This window comes from Sphingomonas sp. Leaf17, assembly GCF_001421505.1.
GTDB lineage: Bacteria > Pseudomonadota > Alphaproteobacteria > Sphingomonadales > Sphingomonadaceae > Sphingomonas.
Window position 1 is genome coordinate 402,484 of the sequence record NZ_LMKL01000005.1, and the last position, 23,034, is coordinate 425,517.

General features: G+C 67.8%; 18 protein-coding genes. 7 read left to right on the forward strand and 11 right to left on the reverse strand.

The genetic code is table 11. From position 1 onward, the window contains the following. The first annotated feature begins 54 nt into the window (after window positions 1–54). Complete coding sequence (gene lexA / locus ASE75_RS08835) at window positions 55–720, forward strand: transcriptional repressor LexA (protein WP_055932022.1); 666 nt, start codon at window positions 55–57, stop codon at window positions 718–720. 755 nt (window positions 721–1,475) lie between these two features. Here lexA and ASE75_RS08840 read toward each other — a convergent pair. Next, window positions 1,476–3,626 (reverse strand): ComEC/Rec2 family competence protein, encoded by a 2,151-nt coding sequence (locus tag ASE75_RS08840; RefSeq protein ID WP_055932025.1) that lies wholly within the window; start codon window positions 3,624–3,626, stop codon window positions 1,476–1,478. A gap of 114 nt (window positions 3,627–3,740) precedes the next feature. Here ASE75_RS08840 and gltX point away from each other — a divergent pair, with 114 nt between their 5' ends. The 3 genes from gltX to ASE75_RS08855 are packed head-to-tail and all read left to right on the forward strand — an operon-like array spanning window position 3,741 to window position 6,637. After that, a complete protein-coding gene (gene gltX / locus ASE75_RS08845) occupies window positions 3,741–5,126 on the forward strand; it encodes a glutamate--tRNA ligase (RefSeq protein ID WP_235512571.1) in 1,386 nt (461 codons plus the stop codon). 22 nt (window positions 5,127–5,148) lie between these two features. Next, the gene (locus tag ASE75_RS08850; RefSeq protein ID WP_055932028.1) at window positions 5,149–6,432 is read left to right on the forward strand and encodes a citrate synthase; all 1,284 of its coding nucleotides are present in this window, start codon (window positions 5,149–5,151) and stop codon (window positions 6,430–6,432) included. Between the two features lies 1 nt (window position 6,433). Next, window positions 6,434–6,637 carry a hypothetical protein gene (locus tag ASE75_RS08855; RefSeq protein WP_055932032.1) on the forward strand — a complete coding sequence of 68 codons (204 nt, stop codon included), beginning with the start codon at window positions 6,434–6,436 and terminating at the stop codon, window positions 6,635–6,637. Here ASE75_RS08855 and ASE75_RS08860 read toward each other — a convergent pair. From ASE75_RS08860 to ASE75_RS08875, 4 genes are all read right to left on the reverse strand, one after another. After that, on the reverse strand, window positions 6,599–7,954 hold the full coding sequence (locus ASE75_RS08860; RefSeq protein ID WP_055932035.1) for a sensor histidine kinase: 1,356 nt from the start codon (window positions 7,952–7,954) through the stop codon (window positions 6,599–6,601). The two genes, ASE75_RS08855 and ASE75_RS08860, sit on opposite strands and share 39 nt — an antisense overlap. After that, window positions 7,951–9,024 carry a DUF2336 domain-containing protein gene (locus ASE75_RS08865; RefSeq protein ID WP_055932037.1) on the reverse strand — a complete coding sequence of 358 codons (1,074 nt, stop codon included), beginning with the start codon at window positions 9,022–9,024 and terminating at the stop codon, window positions 7,951–7,953. Before ASE75_RS08865 ends, ASE75_RS08860 begins: the two co-directional genes overlap by 4 nt. Window positions 9,025–9,060: 36 nt before the next feature. Next, entirely contained in the window at window positions 9,061–10,236 is a 1,176-nt protein-coding gene (locus tag ASE75_RS08870; protein WP_055932039.1) for a hypothetical protein, read from the reverse strand. A 90-nt stretch (window positions 10,237–10,326) separates the two neighbouring features. Further along, a complete protein-coding gene (locus ASE75_RS08875) occupies window positions 10,327–10,617 on the reverse strand; it encodes a hypothetical protein (protein ID WP_055932042.1) in 291 nt (96 codons plus the stop codon). A gap of 161 nt (window positions 10,618–10,778) precedes the next feature. On the opposite strand from ASE75_RS08875, the gene ASE75_RS08880 reads away from it, so the two are divergent. Next, complete coding sequence (locus tag ASE75_RS08880) at window positions 10,779–13,067, forward strand: hypothetical protein (RefSeq protein ID WP_200922332.1); 2,289 nt, start codon at window positions 10,779–10,781, stop codon at window positions 13,065–13,067. A 105-nt stretch (window positions 13,068–13,172) separates the two neighbouring features. On the opposite strand, the gene ASE75_RS08885 is transcribed toward ASE75_RS08880, so the two are convergent. The 3 genes from ASE75_RS08885 to ASE75_RS08895 all read right to left on the reverse strand — a co-directional run bounded on the left by ASE75_RS08885 (window position 13,173) and on the right by ASE75_RS08895 (window position 16,559). Continuing rightward, window positions 13,173–13,880 carry an SIMPL domain-containing protein gene (locus ASE75_RS08885; RefSeq protein WP_055932045.1) on the reverse strand — a complete coding sequence of 236 codons (708 nt, stop codon included), beginning with the start codon at window positions 13,878–13,880 and terminating at the stop codon, window positions 13,173–13,175. Window positions 13,881–13,882: 2 nt separating this feature from the next. Continuing rightward, complete coding sequence (locus tag ASE75_RS08890; protein ID WP_055932048.1) at window positions 13,883–15,694, reverse strand: M2 family metallopeptidase; 1,812 nt, start codon at window positions 15,692–15,694, stop codon at window positions 13,883–13,885. 103 nt (window positions 15,695–15,797) lie between these two features. Then, entirely contained in the window at window positions 15,798–16,559 is a 762-nt protein-coding gene (locus ASE75_RS08895; protein WP_055932051.1) for an alpha/beta fold hydrolase, read from the reverse strand. Between the two features lie 185 nt (window positions 16,560–16,744). Between ASE75_RS08895 and ASE75_RS08900 the strand changes: the two genes are divergently transcribed. Beyond that, window positions 16,745–17,404 (forward strand): YitT family protein, encoded by a 660-nt coding sequence (locus ASE75_RS08900; protein WP_082463872.1) that lies wholly within the window; start codon window positions 16,745–16,747, stop codon window positions 17,402–17,404. Window positions 17,405–17,554: 150 nt separating this feature from the next. Here ASE75_RS08900 and ASE75_RS08905 read toward each other — a convergent pair whose 3' ends face one another. Beyond that, a complete protein-coding gene (locus ASE75_RS08905; protein ID WP_055932260.1) occupies window positions 17,555–18,580 on the reverse strand; it encodes an aspartate-semialdehyde dehydrogenase in 1,026 nt (341 codons plus the stop codon). A gap of 82 nt (window positions 18,581–18,662) precedes the next feature. Further along, window positions 18,663–20,936, reverse strand: a complete 2,274-nt coding sequence (locus ASE75_RS08910) for a S9 family peptidase (RefSeq protein WP_055932054.1) — start codon at window positions 20,934–20,936, stop codon at window positions 18,663–18,665. Window positions 20,937–21,117: 181 nt separating this feature from the next. Here ASE75_RS08910 and ASE75_RS08915 point away from each other — a divergent pair, with 181 nt between their 5' ends. After that, window positions 21,118–22,248: a calcium:proton antiporter gene (locus ASE75_RS08915; RefSeq protein WP_055932057.1), complete on the forward strand. Its 1,131-nt coding sequence runs from the start codon at window positions 21,118–21,120 to the stop codon at window positions 22,246–22,248. A 7-nt stretch (window positions 22,249–22,255) separates the two neighbouring features. Here the strand turns inward: ASE75_RS08915 and ASE75_RS16030 are convergent, their stop codons facing one another. Next, the gene (locus ASE75_RS16030) at window positions 22,256–23,011 is read right to left on the reverse strand and encodes an energy transducer TonB (RefSeq protein WP_082463873.1); all 756 of its coding nucleotides are present in this window, start codon (window positions 23,009–23,011) and stop codon (window positions 22,256–22,258) included. Window positions 23,012–23,034 lie beyond the last annotated feature (23 nt).

The following is a 23,034-nucleotide window of genomic DNA, read 5'->3' on the forward strand; positions in this document are numbered from 1 at the left end:
CCATCGTTTTTGTTCCGTAGAAGTTCCGCGTCTGTTCCCGGACGGAGGATCGCCATGCTAACCCGCAAACAGCACGAACTCGTCTGTTTCATCAACGACCGGTTGACCGAAACCGGCGTGTCGCCCTCGTTCGAGGAGATGAAGGAGGCGCTCGATCTGAAATCCAAATCGGGGGTCCACCGGCTCATCAGCGCGCTGGAGGAACGCAATTTCATCCGCCGCCTGCCCAACCGCGCCCGCGCGCTCGAAGTGCTGCGGATGCCGGAACGCAGCGAAAAGGCACCGCCCGCGCCCAGGGCGAACGTCAAGGCCGCCGCGATTCGCGAACCCGCAAACGACGTCGTGGAAATCCCCCTCCACGGACGGATCGCTGCCGGCGTCCCGATCGAGGCGTTCGAGGGCACGTCGATGCTCGCCGTCCCCGCCGCGCTGCTGGGGTCCGGCGAGCATTACGCGCTGGAGGTGTCGGGTGATTCGATGGTCGAGGCCGGGATCCTCGACGGTGACTATGCGCTTGTCCGTCGCACCGATGTCGCGCGCGATGGCGAAATCGTCGTCGCGCTGATCGAGGAAACCGAGGCCACGCTGAAGTTTTTCCGCCGCGAAGGTGCGATGGTGCGTCTCGATCCCGCCAACCGTGCCTATGACCCGCAACGCTACACCCCCGCGCAGGTCCGGGTTCAGGGCAAGCTGTCCGGCATCCTGCGCCGGTACGACTGACGGGACATACCCCCTGCGCTGGGTGTAACCTTTGTAACCTTCCAGCGGTTGTTGGCGATGCTGATTTGCGCACAAGCACCTGATAAACAATCAGTTTATCAGCCGGCGCACGATAAGGCGATGACGACCGCGTGTTTCGTCGCTGCAAACAGAACCAGGCAGCCCGGATAGAGTCGTCATCGAAAACAAGGCGAAGCAGTCCAGAGTCCTACGCACAACGCTGTGATCGCCTGCGACCAGCCCCACCGACCCATCACCCGGCCTAGCCGGGTAGCCGGACCTGAAGGCTCCGGGTTGTAACCCTGGATCCCGGATCAAGGCCGGGACGACGGCGTGCTGAAGCGGGTCGCAGACACCCGCAGCCTGAACGTCAACCACGCAGCCTCGAATTCCCCGTCATTCCGACGCACGCCGGGATCTGGAATCGCAGGGGCGATGGCCCGCGGCTCTGGATCCCGAAGCAAGTTCGGGATGCCGGGTGGAGTAAGGCTGATCGAAAGCGATCCAGCCTGTAGCCTTGGATCCCGGCGTGCGCGGAGATCACGGATGGGTTGTACCGGTACAGGCAACCCGAAAATAATGGTCGGCAACGCGCCGCAACGCCCCCGACCGGACCGGCCTCGCCCCTTTGAAAACTCCGCCCACGCGACCACCGCCAAACCGGTCAGAAAAATTGGGGTTTCCCGGACACCGCGACACCCATCCGAACCGAATGACCGGACCACCCTGACCGTCCACTACTGGCGACCCCGCCATCAGGACCGTCGTCGATCGCCCCGCGCTTCACGCCCTTCACGCACGGGCCGCGGCACCAGCGGCGGGTCGCGCCACGGATGCCGGTCGCCCGCCTGCCGCACCGTCGTCACCCGCCCCGTGGCAAGCACGACCGCCACGCCGCCGGTCCGGGCCAGCACCGGCCGGTCCAGCTTCAGCCAGCGCGAGCCGCAGGTGCGCGGCAAGCGACGGTCGCTGACGATGATGTGCACCGCCCGGCACAACGCGACCGTCTCGGCGATCGGCATCAGATACGCGCTGCGCGTCGCGGCGACGGTCCAGCGCCGCCCGTCCGCCATCACGTCCGTCACGCAGGCATCGCGATTGCATCGCGCCCCCGGCTGGTCGGCCAGCAACAGCGGCGCGCCATCGACGCCACCATTTTCGGCCAGCATGTCGCGCGTGTAATCCCCCGCCCGGTCGCGCAGCATCGCCAGCCCGCCGCCCGGCATCCGCATCGCGACATGCCGCCCGTCGCCCGTCACCAGCAGGTCCGGGACCGGCGTCGCCAGCGCCCAGGCCGCGCCGACGCCGATGCCGATCAGCCCCAGCCGCCTTACCCGGCTGCGCCACAGCGCCAGCCACAGCCCGCCCGTCACCATCGCCGCGAACGCCGCCCCCGGCATCGCCGGCAGCGCCGCGACCGATCCCGGCGCGGCCGCCACCCGGTGCGCCAGCCACAACAGTCCCGCCAGCGACCGCTCGACCAGCCACCACAGCGGCGCGCCCAGCCCGGCGAGATCCAGCAGCAGCGCCCCCGCCTCCAGCGGCATGACGACGAACGTCGTCAGCGGGATCGCGACGATATTGGCCAGCGCGCCGTACAGCCCGGCCTTGTGAAAATGATACACCGCGATCGGCAGCAAGGCCGCCTCGACCAGCAAGCCGGTCATCAGCAACGATGCCAGCCCGCGCAGCGCGCGACGTGCCCACCCCTCCTCGTGCGGGCCGAACCAGTCACGCATCCGGGGGTGGTCGTGCAGCGCGACGATCGCGGTGATCGCGGCGAACGACAGCTGGAAACTCGCGCCCGTCACCGCCTCCGGCCGGAACAGCAGCACCACCGTCGCGCCGGTCGCGACCAGCCGCAGCGTCATCGCCTCCCGCCCCAGCGCGATCGCCGCCAGCACGAGCAACGCGGCGACGCACGACCGCACGGTCGGCACCTCGCTGCCGGTCAGCAGCGTATAGCCGATCGCCGCCAGCGCGCCGAACCCGGCGGCGATCAGCGGCAGCCGCGCGTTCAGCGCCAGCCACGGACTGAGCGCCAGCAGCCGCAGCATGACCAGCATCGTCGCCCCGACCACCGCGGTGATATGCAGGCCGCTGACCGACAGCAGATGGGCAAGGCCGGCGCGGCGCATCGCCTCCGAATCCGCATCGCCGATCGCGCCGACGTCACCGGTCGCCAGCGCGGCCGCGATCCCGCCCTCGCTGCCCGGCACCGCCTGCGTGATGTGCCGCGACAGGCGCGCGCGCAGACCGCCGCCGGCCTTCCCCGGCACCACGATCGCGATCGGCCCGAAGGCGCGGCCGGTCGCGCCGATCCCCGTGAACCACGCGACGCGGGCATAGTCATAGGCACCCGGCAGCGCCGGCTGTGGCGGCGGCATCAACCGCGCGCGCAGGCGGACGGTGGCCGCATCGCCCAGGCCCGCCGGCGCATCGCCCAGCGCAACGTTGACGCGAACGACCGGCGGCAAGGCGACGTCGCTGACGATGGGGCGCAGCGTCAGCCGGATCCGGTCGCGCGCGGGCTGCATCTCGACCCGCTCGACCATGGCGGTGACCGTCGCGATCGTCGGCCCGCCCAGCACCGGCGCGGCGACGCGCTCGGCGCGGGTCCAGATCAGCCCAAGCCCCAGCATCGCGGTCACACAGCCGATCGCGATCACCTGCGCCAGCCGCCCGGTCCGCCCCACCGCCAGCGCGCACGCCGCGACACCGGAAAGCACCAGCAGCGCGATCACCCACCACCGCGGATCGGGCAGCAGGAACCACGCCGCGATCCCCGCCCCCAGCGCGGCCGGCAACCACAACACGAGCTGTTCGCGTTCCGCCTCCGGCCACCGCTCCACCGCGGCACCCGGTCGCGCGAACACGTCGCCGATTTGTCGTGGCCAAGGGTGCATGCTAGGGGCGCGGGCGGCTGAACTGGCCATGGATTTCTTGTCTGGGAGTATGCGCGTTTGGGCGCAACTAATGATACGGGTGCGGCGATCACGCCAGCGCCATCCACGAAAGTCGTGACGCGCTTCGCGCCGTCGCCGACCGGCTATCTGCATCTGGGCGGCGCGCGCACCGCGCTGTTCAACTGGCTGTTCGCGCGGGCGCATGGCGGCGACTTCCTGCTGCGGATCGAGGATACCGACCGGGTCCGATCGACCCAGCCGGCGATCGACGCGATCATCGAGGGGATGCGCTGGATCGGCCTGGACTGGGACGGCGAGACCGTGTTCCAGTTCGCGCGCGCCGACCGCCATGCCGCGGTCGCGCACCAGATGGTCGCGGACGGTAACGCCTATCGCTGCTACATGACGCAGGCCGAGATCGCCGCGATGCGCGCGGCGGCCGAGGCGGCGAAGAAGCCCCTGCGCATCCGCAGCCCGTGGCGTGACCGCGATACCGCCGATGCGCCGGCCGATCAGCCCTTCGTCGTGCGCCTGCGCGCGCCGCTGGAAGGCGCGACGACGATCGACGATCTGGTCCAGGGCAAGGTCACGGTCCAGAATGCCGAGCTGGACGACCTGATCCTGCTGCGCTCGGACGGCACGCCGACCTATATGCTCGCGGTCGTGGTCGACGACCACGACATGGGCGTCACCCACGTCATTCGCGGCGACGATCACCTGAACAACGCATTCCGCCAGTTGCCGATCATCCGGGCGATGGGCTGGGCGGAGCCGACCTATGCGCACATCCCGCTGATCCACGGCCCGGACGGCGCGAAGCTGTCCAAGCGCCACGGCGCGGTCGGGATCGAGGCGTATCGCGACGAGATGGGCATCCTGCCCGAAGCATTCGCCAACTATCTGCTTCGGCTTGGCTGGGGTCACGGCGACGACGAGATCATCAGCTGCGATCAGGCGGTGGAATGGTTCGGCCTCGACGCGGTCGGCAAGTCGCCGTCGCGGCTCGACCTGAAGAAGCTGGAAAATCTGAACGGCCATTACATCCGCGAGGCCGACGACGCGCGGCTGGCCGATCTGGTCGCCGCGCGGATGGGTTTCGAAGTCGGGGTACGCGGGCGCGAATTGCTGCAACGCGCCATGCCGGTGCTGAAACCGCGCGCGCCGAACCTGAACGATCTGGCGACCGGATCCGAGTTCCTGTTTTCCTCGCGACCATTGCACATGGACGATGCGGCGGCGGCCCTGCTGGGCGGCGAGGCCCCGTCGGTCCTTGCCGCAGCGCACAGCGCGCTTGACGCGGTCGAAAGCTGGGATACGGAGGGTTTGGAAGCCGCGGTCCGGCGCGTGGCCGAAGAGCGGGGCTTGAAGCTCGGCCAGGTCGCGCAGCCGCTGCGGGCTTCGCTCACGGGGCGCAAGACGTCGCCGGGGATCTTCGATGTCCTTGCGCTGTTGGGGCGTGAGGAAAGCCTGGGTCGGATCGCCGACCGCATGGCCAGCTGACCGACTATCTGGAGGGATTGGAATGAGCGACACTGCAAAGCTGAACGTCGGCGGCAAGGATTTCGATTATCCGGTCATGACCGGCACGATCGGGCCGGACGTGGTCGATATCCGCAAGATGTACGCGCAGACCGGCGCGTTCACCTATGATCCCGGGTTCACCTCGACGGCGTCGTGCCAGTCGAACCTGACCTATATCGACGGTGACGAGGGCGTGCTGCTGCACCGCGGCTACACGATCGGCGACCTGGCCGAGAAGTCGAGCTTCATGGAGGTGGCCTATCTGCTGCTGAACGGCGAACTGCCGTCGTCGGACGAGATGGACAGCTTCAACGGCACCATCACCCGCCACACGATGCTGCACGAGCAGCTCGCGACGTTCTTCCGCGGGTTCCGCCGCGACGCCCACCCGATGGCGATCATGTGCGGCGTCGTCGGCGCGCTGTCGGCCTTCTATCACGATTCGACCGACATCCACGATCCGCGCCAGCGGATGATCGCGTCGCACCGGCTGATCGCCAAGATGCCGACGATCGCGGCGATGGCGTACAAGTACAGCGTCGGCCAGCCCTTCGTGTACCCGGACAACTCGCTGTCCTACACCGGCAATTTCCTGCGAATGACCTTCGGCGTTCCGGCCGAGCCATATGTGGTGAACCCGGTCGTCGAAAAGGCGATGGACCGCATCTTCATCCTGCACGCCGACCACGAGCAGAACGCATCGACCTCAACCGTCCGCCTGGCGGGTTCGTCGGGTGCGAATCCGTTCGCGTGCATCGCGGCGGGCATCGCCTGCCTCTGGGGTCCGGCGCATGGCGGCGCGAACGAGGCCGCGCTCAACATGCTGCGCGAGATCGGCACCGTCGACCGCATCCCCGAATTCATCGCACGCGCCAAGGACAAGAACGATCCGTTCCGCCTGATGGGCTTTGGTCACCGCGTCTACAAGAACTACGATCCGCGCGCGACCGTGATGCAGAAGACGGTGCGCGAAGTGTTCGAATCGCTGAACGTGTCCGACCCCGTCTTCGACGTCGCGTTGAAGCTGGAAGAGATCGCGCTGAACGATCCGTATTTTGTGGAAAAGAAGCTGTTCCCGAACGTGGACTTCTATTCGGGTGTCATCCTGTCGGCGATCGGGTTCCCGACGTCGATGTTCACCGCGCTGTTCGCGCTCGCCCGCACCGTCGGCTGGGTTGCGCAGTGGAACGAGATGATTACCGATCCCGACCAGAAGATCGGCCGCCCGCGCCAACTCTACACCGGCCCGACCACGCGTGATTACGTCGCGCTGGACGCCCGTTAAGATGGCACGCCTCCGTCCGGTTATCCTGTCCATCGGCGTGCTCTGCACGCTGATGGGTCTGTTGTGGATCGGTCAGGGGCTGGGATACGTCCATTGGCCGCAGTCGAGCTTCATGCTCGACCAGCGGCCATGGGCGGATCGCGGGGCGTTCCTCGCGATCGGTGGACTAGCGCTGATTCTCGCGGGCCGCCGTATCCGCCGGTAGGGTCAGCGTAAAGCACGCGCCCTCACCCACCACGCTGTCGACGGTCAGGTCGCCGCCCATCGCCCGCGCCAGTCGCCGGGCGATGTACAGGCCAAGGCCGTTGCCGCCGACCTCGCTCGAATCCACGCGCTCGAACTTTTCGAAGATGCGGACCTGATCCGCCGCGGCAATCCCCTTGCCCCGGTCGATGACGCGGACCGACGCCATGCCATCCGCCTCGCCAAGCGACAACAGGATCGCCGAGCCGCGCGGCGCATAGCGGATCGCGTTGCCGATGACGTTCACCAGGATCTGCAAGACCCGGCGGAAATCGCCCCGCGCCGGCATCCGTGCCTCGAACGGCGGTCGCATCACGACGACACCGGCCGCATCCGCGCGCACGCCCAGCAGTCCGGCGGCGCGGCGCGCAAGATCGGCCAGGTCGATCGCCTCGTTCGGCAACACGAAATCGGGCCGCTCGACCGCCTGCAGGTCGGCCAGATCGTCGACCAGCGCCATCAGGTGGCGTCCCGCGCTGGCGATGTCGCTGGCATAGGCGGCATAGTCGGGCGCGACCGGCCCCTCGGTCTGCGCGCTGATGCTGTCGGCATTGGCGATGATCCGCCCGAGCGGCAGACGCAGGGCGCGTTCCAGCCGCCGGGCGAAGGTTGCTGGCACGCCATCCTCGACCGGTGGGGCGACGCTTGCCGACGTCATCCGCACACCGCCGGCGTATCCGGCGAAGCGGCCGGGTCCATCGAACCGCGCGACCGCCGATATTTCCAGATCCTGTCCGCCGGGCAGCAACCGCGCCTCGGCGCCGACGAAGGATTGGCGCGCGGTCAGCCGTTCGCCGATCACCGGCCCGCCGAACAGCATGTCGAGCGGGCGGCCAAGCAGCCGGGCCGCGTCAAACCCGTACCGCGCCCCCGCCGCCACGGGCAGGTGGCTGAAGGTCAGCCCGGCATCGCTTTCCCAATGCCAGTCGCTGTCGGCGGCGATCACCGCCAGTTCGGCCGCCGGCCGGCGGTCGACCGGCTGCCACGCCCGCCGCTCATGCCAGCCGCTGATCGCCAGACGGACCATCGCATCCTCGGGCTGGGCGCGCACCCACAGGTCGATATCGGCATCCTCGTCGGCGACGTGGACGCTGCGCGAAATGACGATGCCAAGCCGGCGGGCGAGCCGCGCGATCGTCGCCAGTTGCGGCACCGCCAGCCCGGACCCGATCTTGCCACCGGCGCGCGCGTTCAGCGTCAGGATCGCCGGGTCGGCCGACACCAACCGCCCGTCGGCATCGACCATCGCGATCGCGATCACCGCCTCGCCGCCGGTCATGCCGCCAGTCCGATCGCCCGGATCGCGTCGCGAAAATCCCGGTCGAGGCTCATCGGGGCCAACGCCAGCGCACAGTCGGCCACCGGCATCGCCATGATCGCGTCGATCCGGTCGGCCAGCGCATCCACGTCGCGGCGCGGGTCCGCCTGCGCCAGGGCGACCCCGATGCCGGCCATCGCCCGCCGGTCGATGCCGATCGCCCGCAGCGCGCACAGCAGGCGATCACCCGCCGGGTCGATCACCAGACCGCGCGCCTGATCGAAATCCATGCCAGCCGCCCGCGCCAGTACCGCCACGAACAGCGCGGGCCGCCGGTCGCCCAGGGATTCCAGCATCAACGCCGGCAATTCGTCCGGCCGGGCGTCGATCGCCGCCGCCAGCCGGACCGCCGCCGCCTCCACACGGTCGCCCTCGTCATGCGCGGCGATGCAGCCCCATGCGGCCTCCGCCAGTGCACGATCCCGGTCCGGCAACACCGCGTTGACCGCCCGCACCGCCGCCGCAACCTGCCAGACCAGACGGTGATGGAGTTCGGCCGGCAGGTCGCTGCGCGGCCCTGCCTCGGCATCGCGCCGCCGGGCCTCGTGCGTGAACAGGTCGACGGCCGCCGCCGCAATCGCCGCATCGGGACAGTCGACCAGCCGCGCCAGCAGGCTGACCCCGTCCTGCGTGGTGGCGACCGGCACCAGCCGCGCGGCCAGACCGTCCAGTTCGACCCGCGCCAGCAGCATCCGCATGACCGCGCCATGCCGGACCGCTGGCGTCGCGCGCAGCCGCGCGACGACCATGTCTCCACCGGCCAGCGTGGCTACGGACCGGGTCGCGCCGCGCCTGATCGCGGACCGCCCGGCCCGGTCGCGCAGGTCCGCCTCGATCGCGTGGACGATGCCCGCGAACAGCGTATCGAGCGCCTGTCGCGTGCGGTCGTCGATCCGGTCCACGGGATCGCGAAAGAAATCGTCGATCGCCGCCGTCGCGCGCGCGCCATCCCGCGCATCGGCCATCGCCATGCGCCGGTTCAGCCCGGCACCGTTATCGGCACCGCCACAGGAGTCTGGATCAACCGACATCGGGCATCGTCTATCAGGCGTGTCGTTAAGAGCGCACTAAGCCTGACGGCGAAGATCGTCGATTGCGGCGGCCAGTGTCGCGGTGACATAGGCGGCGGCCAGCGCTATGCCGATAACCGGCAGGCCGACCGCGGTCGCGACCGTGGCGACCAGCAGATAGGCAGGCGGACGGCCCCACCAGGTCCGCCGGACAACGACCGCCCGCTCGCCCAGCGTACCGATTGCCACAGCGGCGACGGCGGCGGTCATCGCGGTGCCGTCCCCCGTGACTGCGCCGACGCCGTAGCCCAGCATCAGCACCGCCAGCGCCGGCAGGATATCGACCGCCAGCCCAAGGCCGCGCTCGACCGTCGCATCGTCGCGCAGCGCGGCCAGCGTCGCGCCGGTCGACAGGCCGATGCTTGCCAGAAACGCCGCGATCATGCCGCTTCCCGTCCAGCCAAAGCCGATCGCCGCCAGTCCGACGACGCCGATCGCCGCACTCATCGCGCCGACAAGGCCGGCGGAGACGTGACGGGCCACCAGCCCGGGCAGGGTCAGGCGGGCGACGGGGGCCAGCACCATCCGGTCGAACCAGCCGGCGCGGTCCGACACGATCGACGCGAGCACCGCCCGCCCCCGCGCGGCCAGCGCCTGCGACCGGTGTTCGATCCCGTGTCCGTCACGCACCGCACTCGGCGGCAGCAGCATGTGGCCGGCATGGGCCTGCGCCGCCAGCCGGATCAATGCCGACTGCATGTCGTAATCGCGCGGCAGGGCGGCGACCTCGGCCAGCCGCCGCGGGTCGATGCGCGCAACGCCGGCCCACGCCATCCGTCCGCCGACGCGTTCGTAATCCTGTCCCGATTCGGATTCCTCGACGACCAGCAGCGCATCCTCCCCCTCGCCGGCCAGCAACCGGACGACGGCCTGCGTGGTGATAAGGCCGTCGGCCAGCATCAGGATGCGCGCCAGCGGGTGAAACTTTTCCGACGCTTCGTTGGCGGTACGCACCGCGTCGACCGTCACGCCGCGCCGGCCGATCCGGTTGATCGCGCCCAGCAATTCGGGCGTCAGCCGCGCGACGACGACCACGATCTGCGACACGCCCGCCGCGATCAGCAGCCGCGCCTGATATTCGATCAGCGTCACGCCGCCGAACGGCAACGTCGCGGCCAGCCGGTCGGGGCGTTCGTCGGCGTCGTGGGTGGCAAAGAGCAGTCCGGCAAGCATCCCCTGGCTGTTAGGCGGTGCCGCCCGACAAGGCAAAGCCCGTGTGCGTCCTGTCACACCGGCTCTTTCGAATCACCCGGATCTTTCGGATCACAACACCGCTACCAGCCCGCGCAGACGCGCGAGCATCGACGCGTTGACGCCACCGCGAGCCGCCTCGGTCGCGGCGGTCATCAGGTCCGCGGCACCGAAGCTGGCGGCCAGTCCGTTGAGCCGCCACGCCGCATCGCGCCAGCCATCGGCATCGACCGCCATCGTCATCGCTTGCAGGGCCTGGACCGCACTTTCGCGGAACGCCGCGTGCAGTTCGGCGATCAACACGGGTTCGTCACCCACCGCGGCGGCAAGGGCGGCGTCGATTGCTCCGGGATCATAGGTCATGAAAACGGGCCTAACCGAAAGACCCTTAAGGCAAGGTTCGCGCAATTCCCTTTGCACCCCTCGCAAACCTGATAAACCCGGACGTGATGACCGGGGGGCGAATGATGGGAAGTTGGGCTGACGGCGGCCGTGCGCCGGCGATGTCCCTTGGGCTGGGGGCCATGACCATGGACGCCACTGGTGAAAACAGCCGGATGCACGACCCCATCGTGGATCACCGCCAGCCCGACGACGCCGACGGCTTTTATGATGACGTCTCGATCCATCCCGACGAAACGCCGGATGCCGGTCCGGAACGGCGCCGGGGCCGGATCGCCGCTGCCGGTGCGGTCATCGTCACCCTGCTCTGGGTCGGTGGCGCGGCATGGGCGGCGCGCGCTGGGCTGGCGTCGATGGACGCGGCCGGCATCGTCCAGTTCGTATCGGCCCTGGCCATCGTCCCCGTCCTGATCGGTCTTGTCTGGTTGCTCGCGATGCGGACCAGCCGGGCAGAAGCACGGCGTTTCGGGGCAAGCGCACGGGCGATGCGCGCGGAGGCCGCCAGTCTGGAACGCACCATCGCGACGCTGGCCGGCGCGATCGAGGCCAACCGCGCGCGCCTTGCCGATCAGGTCGGTACGCTGATGACGATGGGCGACGGGGCCAACGAACGGCTCGCCAGCATCGGGCGCGGCATGACCGAGGAAATCGCGCGCGCCGACGCGCATGGCCGGATCCTGTCCGAAACCGCCGCCAATACCCAGTCGAGCCTTGGCGTCCTGCTCGCCTCGCTGCCGCGCGCGCAGGCGGGGATCGAATCGGTCGGCGACCTGCTGCGCGCGACCGGCCTGTCGGCCAGCGAACATGCCGCCGCCCTCGACGCGCAACTGGTCGCGCTGGCCGATCGTGGCCGCGAGGCGGACATCGTCGCCGGCGGGGCCGCACAGAAACTGTCGGCGCACATTACCCGGATGGAGGCGACCAGCGAAACCGCCGGTGCCCGGCTGGAGGCGGTGACCGCCAGCATGTCCGACTCCGTCGACACCCTGCTCGATCGCACCGCCGAGGCGGTCGACGAGGCGCGGAAAGGCATCGCCGCACAGGGCGACGCGATGCTGGCGATGGTCCGCGCCAATCAGGCGGCACTCGACAGCGCGGCGCGCGACAGTGCCGAGGCGCTGGCGACACGGATCGCCTCGGTCGAACAGGCGATCGACCGTCTGGCGGGTCAGCTGGAAACGCAGCGCGTGTTCGGCGACGCGATGGTCGACGACCTGTCCGCCGGCATCGGTGCGGTGGAAACCCGCCTGTCCGCGCTGCACCACGCCGGCACCGAACGCACGCAGGTGCTGGCCGCGTCGATCAGCGCGCTCGGTGGATCGGCCGATGCGATGACCGAGGCGCTGAAGGCCGGCGACACGATGGCGACGCGGACGATCGGCACCACCGAATCGCTGCTGATCGCGCTGGACGCCGCCGCGCGCGAGATCGACGAAACATTGCCCGACGCGCTGAACCGGCTCGACGACCGCGTCGCCTCCAGCCAGCGGGTCGTGGGGGCCGCCAAGCCCGAACTGCTCGCGCTGGTCACTGCCGCCGAAAGCACGCACGACGCGATCGAGGCGATTGCCGGCGTCATCGGCGAACAGCGCCGGGTGCTCGACCAGTTGTCGAACACGCTGCTGGACACCCTGTCGACCGGCCGGGCCAAGGCCGACGCGCTGGGCATGATGGTCGACGAGACGATCGACAAGACCAGCCGGTTTGCCGAACAGGCCGCCCCCCAGCTGATCGAGGCGCTGATGCGCGTCCGTGACACCGCCTCCGCCGCCGCCGACCGCGCGCGCGAAACGCTGGCCAGTGTGATCCCCGAGGCCGCGCAGGCGCTGGAGGCGGCGAGCGGCGACGCGATGCGCCGGGCCACCGCCAACAGCGTCGATCGTCAGGTCAGCGCGATCACCGACGCCGCCGACGCGGCGGTCGACGCCACCGCCCGCGCGACCGAACGGCTGGCGAAACAGGTGCAGGTCATCGCCGAACAGACCAAGGTTGTCGAAACCCGGATCGAGGAGGCGCGCCGCGACCGCGACGATGCCGACCGCGACAGCCTGGCGCGGCGTGTGTCGTTGCTGATCGAATCCCTCAATTCCGCGTCGATCGACATTGCCAAGGTATTCGCGCCCGACGTGTCGGACAGCGCGTGGGCGGCGTATTTGAAGGGCGATCGTGGTGTCTTCACCCGCCGCGCCGTCCGCCTGCTCGACACCGGCGACGCGCGCGATATCGCTGGACTGTATGACGACGACGCGGCGTTCCGGGAAAGCGTCAACCGCTACATCCACGACTTCGAATCGATGCTGCGCGCGATCCTGGCGCAGCGTGATGGATCACCGCTTGGCGTCACGTTGCTCTCGTCCGACATGGGCAAACTCTACGTCGCGCTGGCGCAGGCGATCGAGCGATTGCGGTAGTCGTCCATCTCATCCCGTCATTGCGAGCGAAGCGAAGCAATCCGGGGCGTCACGGGGTACGCTGGATTGCTTCGCGGCGCTCGCAATGACGGCTGGAATGAAGCCCTATTCCTTGGGCACCAACGTGTAATCGACCCACACCGTCACGCCAATCGCCTGTTGGCCGGGCGATATTGGCGCGCCGGCAACGCGAGAACCAGTCACGACAATATCGCTGCTTTCCACTGACCGAGCCGCCCGCTCGCTGACGCGGATCACGCGTGATCGACGCAGGCCAAGTGCCCCGGCGTAGTCGTCCGCCTCGCGGGAGGCCGCCGCAATCGCATTCTGTCGCGCACGCGTTTTCAATGGCTCGTCGTCGCGGAACGAAAAATTGGGACCATCGACCTCGGTCGCGCTAGCCTTGGCAAGCGCATCGAGAATGGACGTAGCCTTTTGGATATTCCTGATCGTAAGCGTCAAACGGTTGGTCGCGCGGTATCCTATGATCTCGCTGGTATCGTCTCCATCCGCGTCCTTGCGATATTGCGCGCGAACGGAAAGATTGCTTGTCCGCTGGTCGATTGGAGGTAGCCCGGCGCTGGTCACGGCTTCGATCAGACGGTGCGCCGCCACGGCATTGGTTTCCATCGCCGCGCGCGCCGTGCGACCGTCCGTTGTCACGCCGGTGGAGAATTCGGCCTGATCCGGCACCGCCTTCACCTGCCCATACGCCTCGACTTCCAGCAGGGTTTCATTCGGCATCAGCCGCGCTTCCTGTGCGCCAACGGGCGAACTCAGGAGCAGCGCCAGCAGGGCGCCCGCGATGAACATCCTTACCATCCGCTTGGTTTCCCCTTGTTCTGTGCGTCGAGCCAGGTCTTCAGCGGCGCGAAATATTCGACCAGCGCCGCGCCCGACATGTCGCGGCTGCCGGTGAACGCCTGCAATGCGTCGGGCCACGGCTTCGACTGGCCCATCGCCAGCATCGCGTCGAGCTTTGCGCCGACCCGCTTGTCGCCATAGAAGCTGCACCGGTGCAACGGCCCCTTCCACCCGGCCTGCGCGCACGCCGCCTTGTAGAACTGGAACTGCAGCACCCGCGCCAGGAAATAGCGGGTATAGGGCACGCCCGCCGGGATGTGATATTTGGCACCCGGATCGAACCTGGTCTCGTCGCGCGCGACCGGCGGCGCGACCCCCTGATATTGCAGGCGCAACTTGTCCCAGCCGGCCTGATAGCCGTCAGTCGGGATCGCTCCTGCAAACACGCCCCAGCGCCATTTGTCGATCAGCAGCCCGAACGGCAGGAACGCAACCTTGTCCATCGCCTGACGCAGCAGCAGGCCGATGTCCTTGTCCGCACTCGGCACCCGCGCGGCATCCAGCAGGCCGATCTTCACCAGGTAATCCGGCGTGATCGACAGCGCGATCGTGTCGCCGATCGCTTCGTGGAAGCCGTCGTTCGCGCCGTTCTTGTAGAGGAACGGCTGCGCCTTGTAGCTGCGCTGATAGTAATTGTGGCCAAGCTCGTGGTGGATCGTGACGAAGTCGTCGCCATTGACCTTGGTACACATCTTGATGCGGATGTCGTCGGCATTGTCGATGTCCCACGCCGAGGCATGGCAGATGACGTCGCGGTCAGCCGGCTTGGTGATTTGCGACCGGGCATAGAAGGTGTCCGGCAGGGCTGCGAACCCCAGCGAGGAATAGAAGCCCTCCCCCGTCTTCACCATCTTCAGCGGGTCATAGCCCTTGGCCTTCAGCAATTCGCCGGTGTCGAACCCAAGATCGCCCGCCCCCTTTGGCGCGACGAGGTCATAGATATTGCCCCATTCCTGCGCCCACATATTGCCGAGAAGGTCGCTGCGGATCGGGCCGGTCTTCGCCTGCACCGCGTCGCCATATTTCTCGTTCAGTTTCCAGCGAACATAGGTGTGTAGCGCCTTGTACAGCGGCTCGACCTCGCCCCAGATCCGGTCGGTCAGCGCGGCGAACGCCTCCGGGGTCATGTCGTAGCCCGACCGCCACATCGCGCCGGTGTCGGCATAGCCAAGCGCCTTCGACCCTTCATTGGCCAGCGCGGTCATCTTCGCATAGTCGCCGCGCATCGGTGCGCCGACCCGGTCATGCCAGCTGACCCACATTTCCTTCAGCCTGGCGGGATCGCGCTCTTCGCCCATCGCCGCTTCGATATCCGACCCGTTGATCGGCTTGCCGCCCGACAGGCCGGTGCCCTTGCCATAGGACGACGACATGGCGGTCACCAGCGTCGCGAGTTGATCGGCGGCTCCGGGGCGTGGTGCGGCCGGCAGGGTGATGGTGCCGCGCAGCAGGTCCAGCTTGCGCCTCGTGTCGAACGACAGGCCCGGCAGGCTGGCGTACTTCGCCGCCTCGCTCGCCAGCTTCACCGACAATTCGGTCGATTTCGCGTTGGCCTGCGCCGCCAGCGCATCGGTATCGTCGGTGATGTAGGTCGCATTGACCCAACCGATCCGGTTCACGTCGAGCGACAGCGCGGCGAGCTGTGCCTCCGCGTCGCGGACGAACGCGTCGGCCTGCGCGGGCGTCGCGGTCTGCGCCGGGACTTGGGCGGTGGAGGATGCGGCTGCGATAAGTGCGAAAGCCGAAATGGCGGTACGGATCATGCAAACCCCTGTGTTGACCATACCCGCCCCTCGTCATCCCGGCATGCGCCGGGATGACGAGGGGCGGGTATGGGCCTGAGAGTGCGTCGCCCGCACACCCCCGTCAACCGCCGAGAAAATCCGCGATCGCCTGCCCCAGCTCGACCTTCACCACCGAACTCATATGCCCGCCCGGCACCTCGACATAGCGCGCGCTGGGCAGCGCATCAGCCAGATCGGGCGCGGAGCCATTGTCGAAATCCTCGACGCCCGCGACCACCAGTGCCGGCTGGGTAAAGCCCGCCAGTGCATCCGCCGGCGTATCGGCAAAGGTTTCGAGGATGCCGAGCAGCGCGACCGGATCACCACCCGTCGTCTTCAGGAACGCCTCCGCCAGCCATTCGGGCGTGCCGCGTGCGTGCGACCCCAGATTGGTCAGGATGTTGCGGAAATGCCCGACCCGGCGGTCGGTCGCGGTCAGCCCCTCCAGCCCCATGCCGGCAAAGATGATCCGCCCCGGCGTCGCGCCCGTCACCAGCATCCGCGCCGTCGTCCGCGCGCCCAGCGAATAGCCGCCCAGATCATAGTCGGTCAGCCCCAGATGCGCGATCAGCGCGTGACCGTCGCGGGTCAGCGCGTCCTTCGGATAGGCGGCCGGGTCGTGCGGCCGGTCGCTGCTGCCATGCGCGCGCAGGTCGGGCATGATGACGCGAAAACCCTTCGCGGCGATCGCGTCCGCATGGCCGTAGCGGATCCAGTTGGTGACCGCGTCGGAGAAATAGCCATGGATCAGCACGGCCGGCCGCCCCTCGCCAATCTCGCGCCACGCAAGCCGCGTGCCGTCGAAGCTGTCGAAATATTGCGGGTCTGGGGGCGTGATCGCCATAAGGCTGCTCCTGTTGGGCTCTTGTCGCGACTGCTATACCCGTGCTGCACGCTCCGTCGACCCCGCAGCCGCCATCCGGACGTGGCGCGGAGGCGGCGGATCGGTTACACAGCCTGTGACAAGGCATCCGACAGCGATGCCGGCACGGGCAGAGGATGCCGGGCAAGACCCCGTCCGGAGCGCCGATGCAATACCGAACCCAGACCCAGCCCAACATTGGGCCGACCGCGCCCGCCGTGCCGGTCACCACGCCGCGTCCGCACAGCCTGTGGGAGGATGCCTATGCGCTGGTCATCGGCTGCATCCTGCTGGTGCTGGGGCTGGTGCTGCTGAAACAGGCGGGGCTGGTCACGGGCGGCGTCGCGGGGATCGCGTTGCTGCTGTCCTATATCATTCCGCTGCCCGCCGGCGTGCTGTTCACGATCATCAACATCCCCTTCTTCCTGTTCGCGCACAAGATGATGGGGGCGCGGTTCGCGGTGAAGACGGTACTGGTCAACGTCGGCATCTTCAGCTTTTCGGTGCTGGCGAAGGCGTCGGTGCGCGTGGTCGATGTCCACCCCGCCTTCGCCGCGATCGTCGGCGGCACCGTCATCGGCTTCGGCATCCTGTCGCTGGCCCGGCATCAGGCGGGCGTCGGCGGCACCGGCGTCATCACCCTGTGGCTGCAACGCACGCGCGGATGGAATGCGGGTCGCACGCAGATGGTGCTTGATATCGTCATTCTGGCGGCGGCAATTCCCGTCGTCAGCCCGTCACAGCTGGGCTGGTCGGTGCTCAGCGCCGGCGCGATCAGCCTGATGCTGATGACCTGGCACCGGCCGGGGCGATATATCGGACATTGAGGGGACGAGCCCCACCCATACCGTTACTGCTCATGGTTCCCCGGCGGAGGCCGGGACCCGGACGGGCAAACTGGCGTGACCTCTTTCAACCTAAAGCTTTAAGCTGCCTTCCCAACTGGACCCCGGCCTTCGCCGGGGAACATAAGGCCATCATCCCTTCTGCAGATGCCGCCGGCCAAGCAGTTCGGCGATCTGCACCGCGTTCAGCGCCGCGCCCTTGCGCAGGTTGTCCGCCACGCACCACAATGCCAGGCCGTTCTCGACGGTCGAATCCTCGCGCACCCGGCTGATGAAGGTCGCATAGTCGCCGACGCATTCGATCGGCGTCACGTATCCGCCGTCCTCATGCTTGTCGACCAGCATGATCCCGGGGGCCTCGCGCAGGATTTCCTTGGCTTCCTTGGCCGAGATTTCGTTCTCGAACTCGATATTGATCGCTTCGGAATGGCCGACGAACACCGGCACGCGGACGCAGGTCGCGGTGACCTTGATCTTGCGGTCGAGGATCTTCTTGGTTTCGACCACCATCTTCCATTCTTCCTTGGTCGATCCGTCGTCAAGGAAGCTGTCGATGTGCGGGATCACGTTGAACGCGATCTGCTTGGTGAACTTCTTGGCCTCCGCCGGATCGCCGACGAAGATGTTGCGCGACTGCTCGAACAACTCGTCCATGCCCTGCTTGCCCGCGCCCGATACCGACTGGTAGGTCGCGACGACGACGCGCTTGATCGTGGCGAAGTCGTGCAGCGGCTTCAGCGCGACGACCATCTGCGCGGTCGAGCAGTTCGGGTTGGCGATGATGTTGCGCGCCTTGTACCCGTCGATCGCCTCCGGGTTCACCTCCGGCACGATCAGCGGCACGTCGGGGTCCATCCGGTACAGCGACGAATTGTCGATGACGGTGCATCCCGAGGCGGCGGCGATCGGCGCATAATGCGCGGTCGCCTCGGACCCGATCGCGAACAGCGCCATGTCCCAGCCGTTCCAGTCGAAATGCTCGATGTTCTGGACCTTGATCGTTTTTCCGGTGTCGCCGTAATCGACGGTCAACCCCTGGCTGCGCGACGACGCGACACAGGCGATCTCATCCGCCGGAAACTCGCGCTCGGCCAGGATGTTCAGCATCTCGCGGCCGACATTGCCGGTCGCGCCCGCGACCACGATCCGATAACCCATGTTCATTCTCCGTGAAGAGGGTGCGCCGTAGCGCAGCCCTCCCCGACATGAAACCCAATTCTACCTTGGCTCGCGCGTACTTTTATTTCGCCGGCTTGTTCTTCACCTCACGGTCGAGGAAGTTGAGGATCGTCTTCCACAGATGCTCGCCGACGCCCGGTCCACCGACGCGGTGGGTGTAGCCGGGGTAGAACATCATCTCGAACGGCGTCGCGGTCGCCTGCAGCTTCGCCGCCACCGACGTCGAATTGTCGAGGAAGACGTTGTCGTCGGCCATGCCGTGGATCAGCAGCAGCGGATCGCGAATCGTGCCGGCATCCTCGACCACGCCCGACGCGTCATAGGCGGCGGCATCGGTCTTCGGGTTGCCCATATAGCGTTCGGTGTAGTGCGTGTCGTACAGTTGCCACAGCGTCACCGGCGCGCCGGACACGGCGGCGGCATAGACCCCCGGCGTCTTCTCCAGCATCTTCAGCGACATGTAGCCGCCATAGGACCAGCCATAGGTTGCGATCTTGGCAGGGTCCACGAACGGCAGCGTCTTCAGATAGTTCGCGCCCGCCAGCTGGTCGGCGACCTCGACCGTGCCCATCGCGCGGTAAATCTGGTCCTCGAACGCCTTGCCGCGGTTGTACGAGCCGCGATTGTCGATCTTGAAATAGATCCAGCCCTGGTCGACCAGGAACTGCGGCAACGCGCCCTGCCAGCCGCGCGTGACCTGCTGGCCGGTGCCCGGACCGCCATAATGTTCGAAGAATACCGGGTAGGTCTTGCCCGCCTCCATCTTCGGCGTAATCATTTCCCAGTACAGGGTGGTGCCGTCCTCGGCCTTGATCGTGCCGAACTTCGTCGGCTGATGGCTGGCCAGATAGGGCGCGTAAGGATGCCCCGCGACCACCGCATTCTCGTTGATCCACGACAGCCGCTTGCCGGTCGCGTCGGCCAGATAGACCTGGGTCGGCTGCGACGGGTTCGACCGCGACACGATCAGCCGGCTCGCCGCGCCGTCCATCGTCGCGCCGTTCCACCAGCCGCGCTCGGTCAGGCGGGTCAGCCCGGTCGGATTTTTCAGGTCGAGCGCATAGAGATGCTGCTCCAGCACGTCGTCCTTGTTGCCGGTCAGGTACAGCCGGCCCTTCGCCTCATCGACGCCGACCAGCCCGGTGACGACCCACGGTCCCTTGGTCAGCTGCGTCCACTTGCCCGATGCGAAGCGATACAGGTGGCCATAGCCATCGCGCTCCGACCGCCAGATCAGGCTGCCGTCCTTCATCATGTGATAGGAATCGGACAGGTTGATCCAGCTGCGCTCCCCCGACCTCTCGGTGAACAGCACGGTCGACTTGCCGGTCGTCGGATCGACGCGTAGCATGTCGAGCGTCTTCTGGTCGCGGCTCTGGCGCTGGACCAGCAAGGCCGAGCCGTCGGGCAGCCAGTCGACGCGCGCCAGATAGATATCGGGATCGCTGCCCAGGTCGACCTTTACCCGGCCCGATCCGTCCGCCTTCATCACGAACAGGTCGACCGTGACGTTGGGCGTGCCCGCCGCCGGATACCGCTGGTCGTACACCTTGGTACCGGTCGCGCCGATCGCCGCACGGCTGAACACCGGCACCCTGGCCTCGTCGAACCGCTCGACCGCGATATACTGCTCTGTCGGCGACCACCAATAGCCGGTGCGGCGGTCCATTTCCTCCTGCGCGACGAACTCCGCCTCGCCGAAATGCACGGTGCCCGCACCTTCGGTCGTCAGCGCGCGGGCGGCTCCCCCGGACCCTGCTTGGGACAGGGGCTGGACGAACAGATTCTGGTTGCGCACGAAGCTGACGAACCCGCCCCTGGGGCTGATCGCCGGGTTCAGCTGCCCGCCCGGCGTATCGGTCAGCCGACGCGCCTGCCCATCCAGCGTCGCGACATAGAGGTCACCGTCGAGCGGCACGAGGATCGACTTGCCATCAGGTGCCCAGTCATAGGCGACGATGCCCTTGGACCCGGCGATGCGCGCCCGCTCGCGCTGCATCTTTTCCGCCTCGCTCAGTTCGGCCCCGCTGCCGACCTTGCGCGAATCGACCAGCATCCGCTCCTCGCCGGTGCGCGTGTCGCGCGCCCACAGGTCGAATCGCTCCTTCTCGTCGGCGCGCGGCCGCAGCAACGTCAGCAACGTGCCGTCGGGCGACAGGCGCACGCTGCGCGGCTGCGATCCCGACAGATCGGGGCTGGCAAAGACACGCTTCAGCGACAGGTCGCCGGCGGGCGTCGCATCAACGGCCGCCTGCGCCTGCGCCTGCGCGGCACTACCCGCCATGGCGGCAACCCCGACCGAGGCCAACGCAAGTCCGATCAACCATGAACGCATCCCATACTCCGCTTAACCTGAAGATCCGACCTGTGTCGGCGTTGCCGTGTTATCGCGGCGGTCGCGCGCGGGGTAAAGGACATTGCGTCATGGTAATCGCCACCGGCCGCCACCGAAAAAGCCGCGACAAGGCCAATCCATCCCGGATCGGACCACTCACGCGAAGCGTTACGGATGCAATATGAAACTTGCCATGCTTCGTCTGCCGGCCGCCTGGGCCACCGTCGCCGCCGTCACGTTCGGCCCCGCCATCGTCCCTGACGCCCTGTCGGGGGTGGTTGCCGGCCTGCTGTTCCTCTGGCTGCTCGGCATCATCTTCTGGGCCGCGTTCGGGGTGGTGCACGAGGCCGAGGAGATCGCCGAAAGGCTGGGCGAGCCGTTCGGAACGCTGATCCTGACGCTGTCGATCGTCATCATCGAAGTGGCCCTGATTTCGGCCGTGATGCTCGGGGCCAAGGACGTTCCCACGCTGGGCCGCGATACCATGTTCGCCGTGCTGATGATCGTGCTGAACGGCGTCGTCGGCCTCGGGCTGCTGGTCGGTGGGCTGCGCCATCACCAGCAGAGCTTCAATCTTCAGGGTGCCAGTTCGTACCTGGCGGTGACGATCCCCCTGGCAGTCATCGCCCTCGTCCTGCCCAACTTCACCACCTCGTCATCGACCGGCACCTTGTCGACCGTTCAGTCGGCGCTGTTCTCGGCGCTGACGATCGCGCTGTACGGCATCTTCCTGTGGTTGCAGACCGGGCGGCACCGCGCCTTCTTCCAGCCCGTCGGCACAGGGGCGGAGCAGGCACCGGAGGCGTCGTCGTCCGCCACGCCCCCCGGCACGCCGATGCCACATGCCGACGATGATAGTACGCCATTGTGGCGGCACGTCGTCCTGCTGCTCGCCAACATCCTGCCGATCGTCATCCTGTCGAAAAGCCTCGCGACGCTGCTGGATGCGGGGATCGAGGCGACCGGCGCACCGATCGCGCTCAGCGGCATCATCATCGCAATGATCGTCTTCACGCCGGAGGGGATTTCGGCCCTGCGCGCGGTGGCGGCCAACGAGCTGACCCGCGCGGTCAACCTCTGCCTCGGCGCGGCGACGTCAACGCTTGGGCTGACGGTGCCCGCCGTCCTGCTTATCGGCCTGCTGACCGGTCAGGCGGTCGTGCTGGGCCTTTCCGCCGCCAACATGGTCCTGCTGGCAATGACCCTGGTGCTGAACGCGCTGACTTTCTCGGGCAATCGCACGACCATGCTGGAGGGCGCGGTCCATCTGTCGCTGTTCGCGGTTTTCCTGGTGCTGGTATTCAGCCCGTGAGCCGGGATCAGCGCCGGTCGCGATCCTGCGCCGTGTATTCGTTCACCCAGTCATTGGCCTGCACCATCCAGACACGCACGGGCCGCCCGTTCGGCTCGCGCGCCGGTTCGTAGACGAAACGCTCCTCGACCAGACGGCAGGTCGTTTCGTCGACTTCGGCATTCCCGCTCGAACTGGTAATCACGCAGTGCGAGGGGCGACCGTCGACCTCAATGGCGAAGCGGATTTCGACCGTCCCGCTGAAGCCGGCCGCCGCCGCGGCCTTTGGGAAGTCGGAGTCCTTGATCCGCCCCTTTTTCCAGCGTGGCGGGATCAGGTCACCCGCCCCGTCTCCGTCGCCCGAACCGCCGCTGCCCGTCCCATTGCCGACACCGCCCGCCCCGGTGCCGGGGCCGGCGCGATCGGATGCGCCGGATGACGCCTGATTGCCCGTCGCGGCGACGGGCGCGACGATCAAGGGTGGCGGCACGGGCACGACAATGATGGGTACCGGTGCAACCACCTCGGTTGCCTTGGATCGAAGATTGGGCGGCGCGGCGGCCCCCTCGGGTCGGCTGCTGTAGACCTTGGGTGGAATCGGCTTCGGGATGGGTGGCGGGGGCGGTTCGGGCGCGACCGCGAAAACCTTCAGCGCATCTTCGACCGCGCCGGGCATGCCGACCGCCAGGCCCTGCACGAGCGCATAGACCAGCAGCCCCTGGATGAGGACCGCGGCCGCGCCGGCCTTGACCCGGTCGCGGTCGATGGAGTGCAGGAAACGCATCCCGCGTCCCTACCGAAACGCAG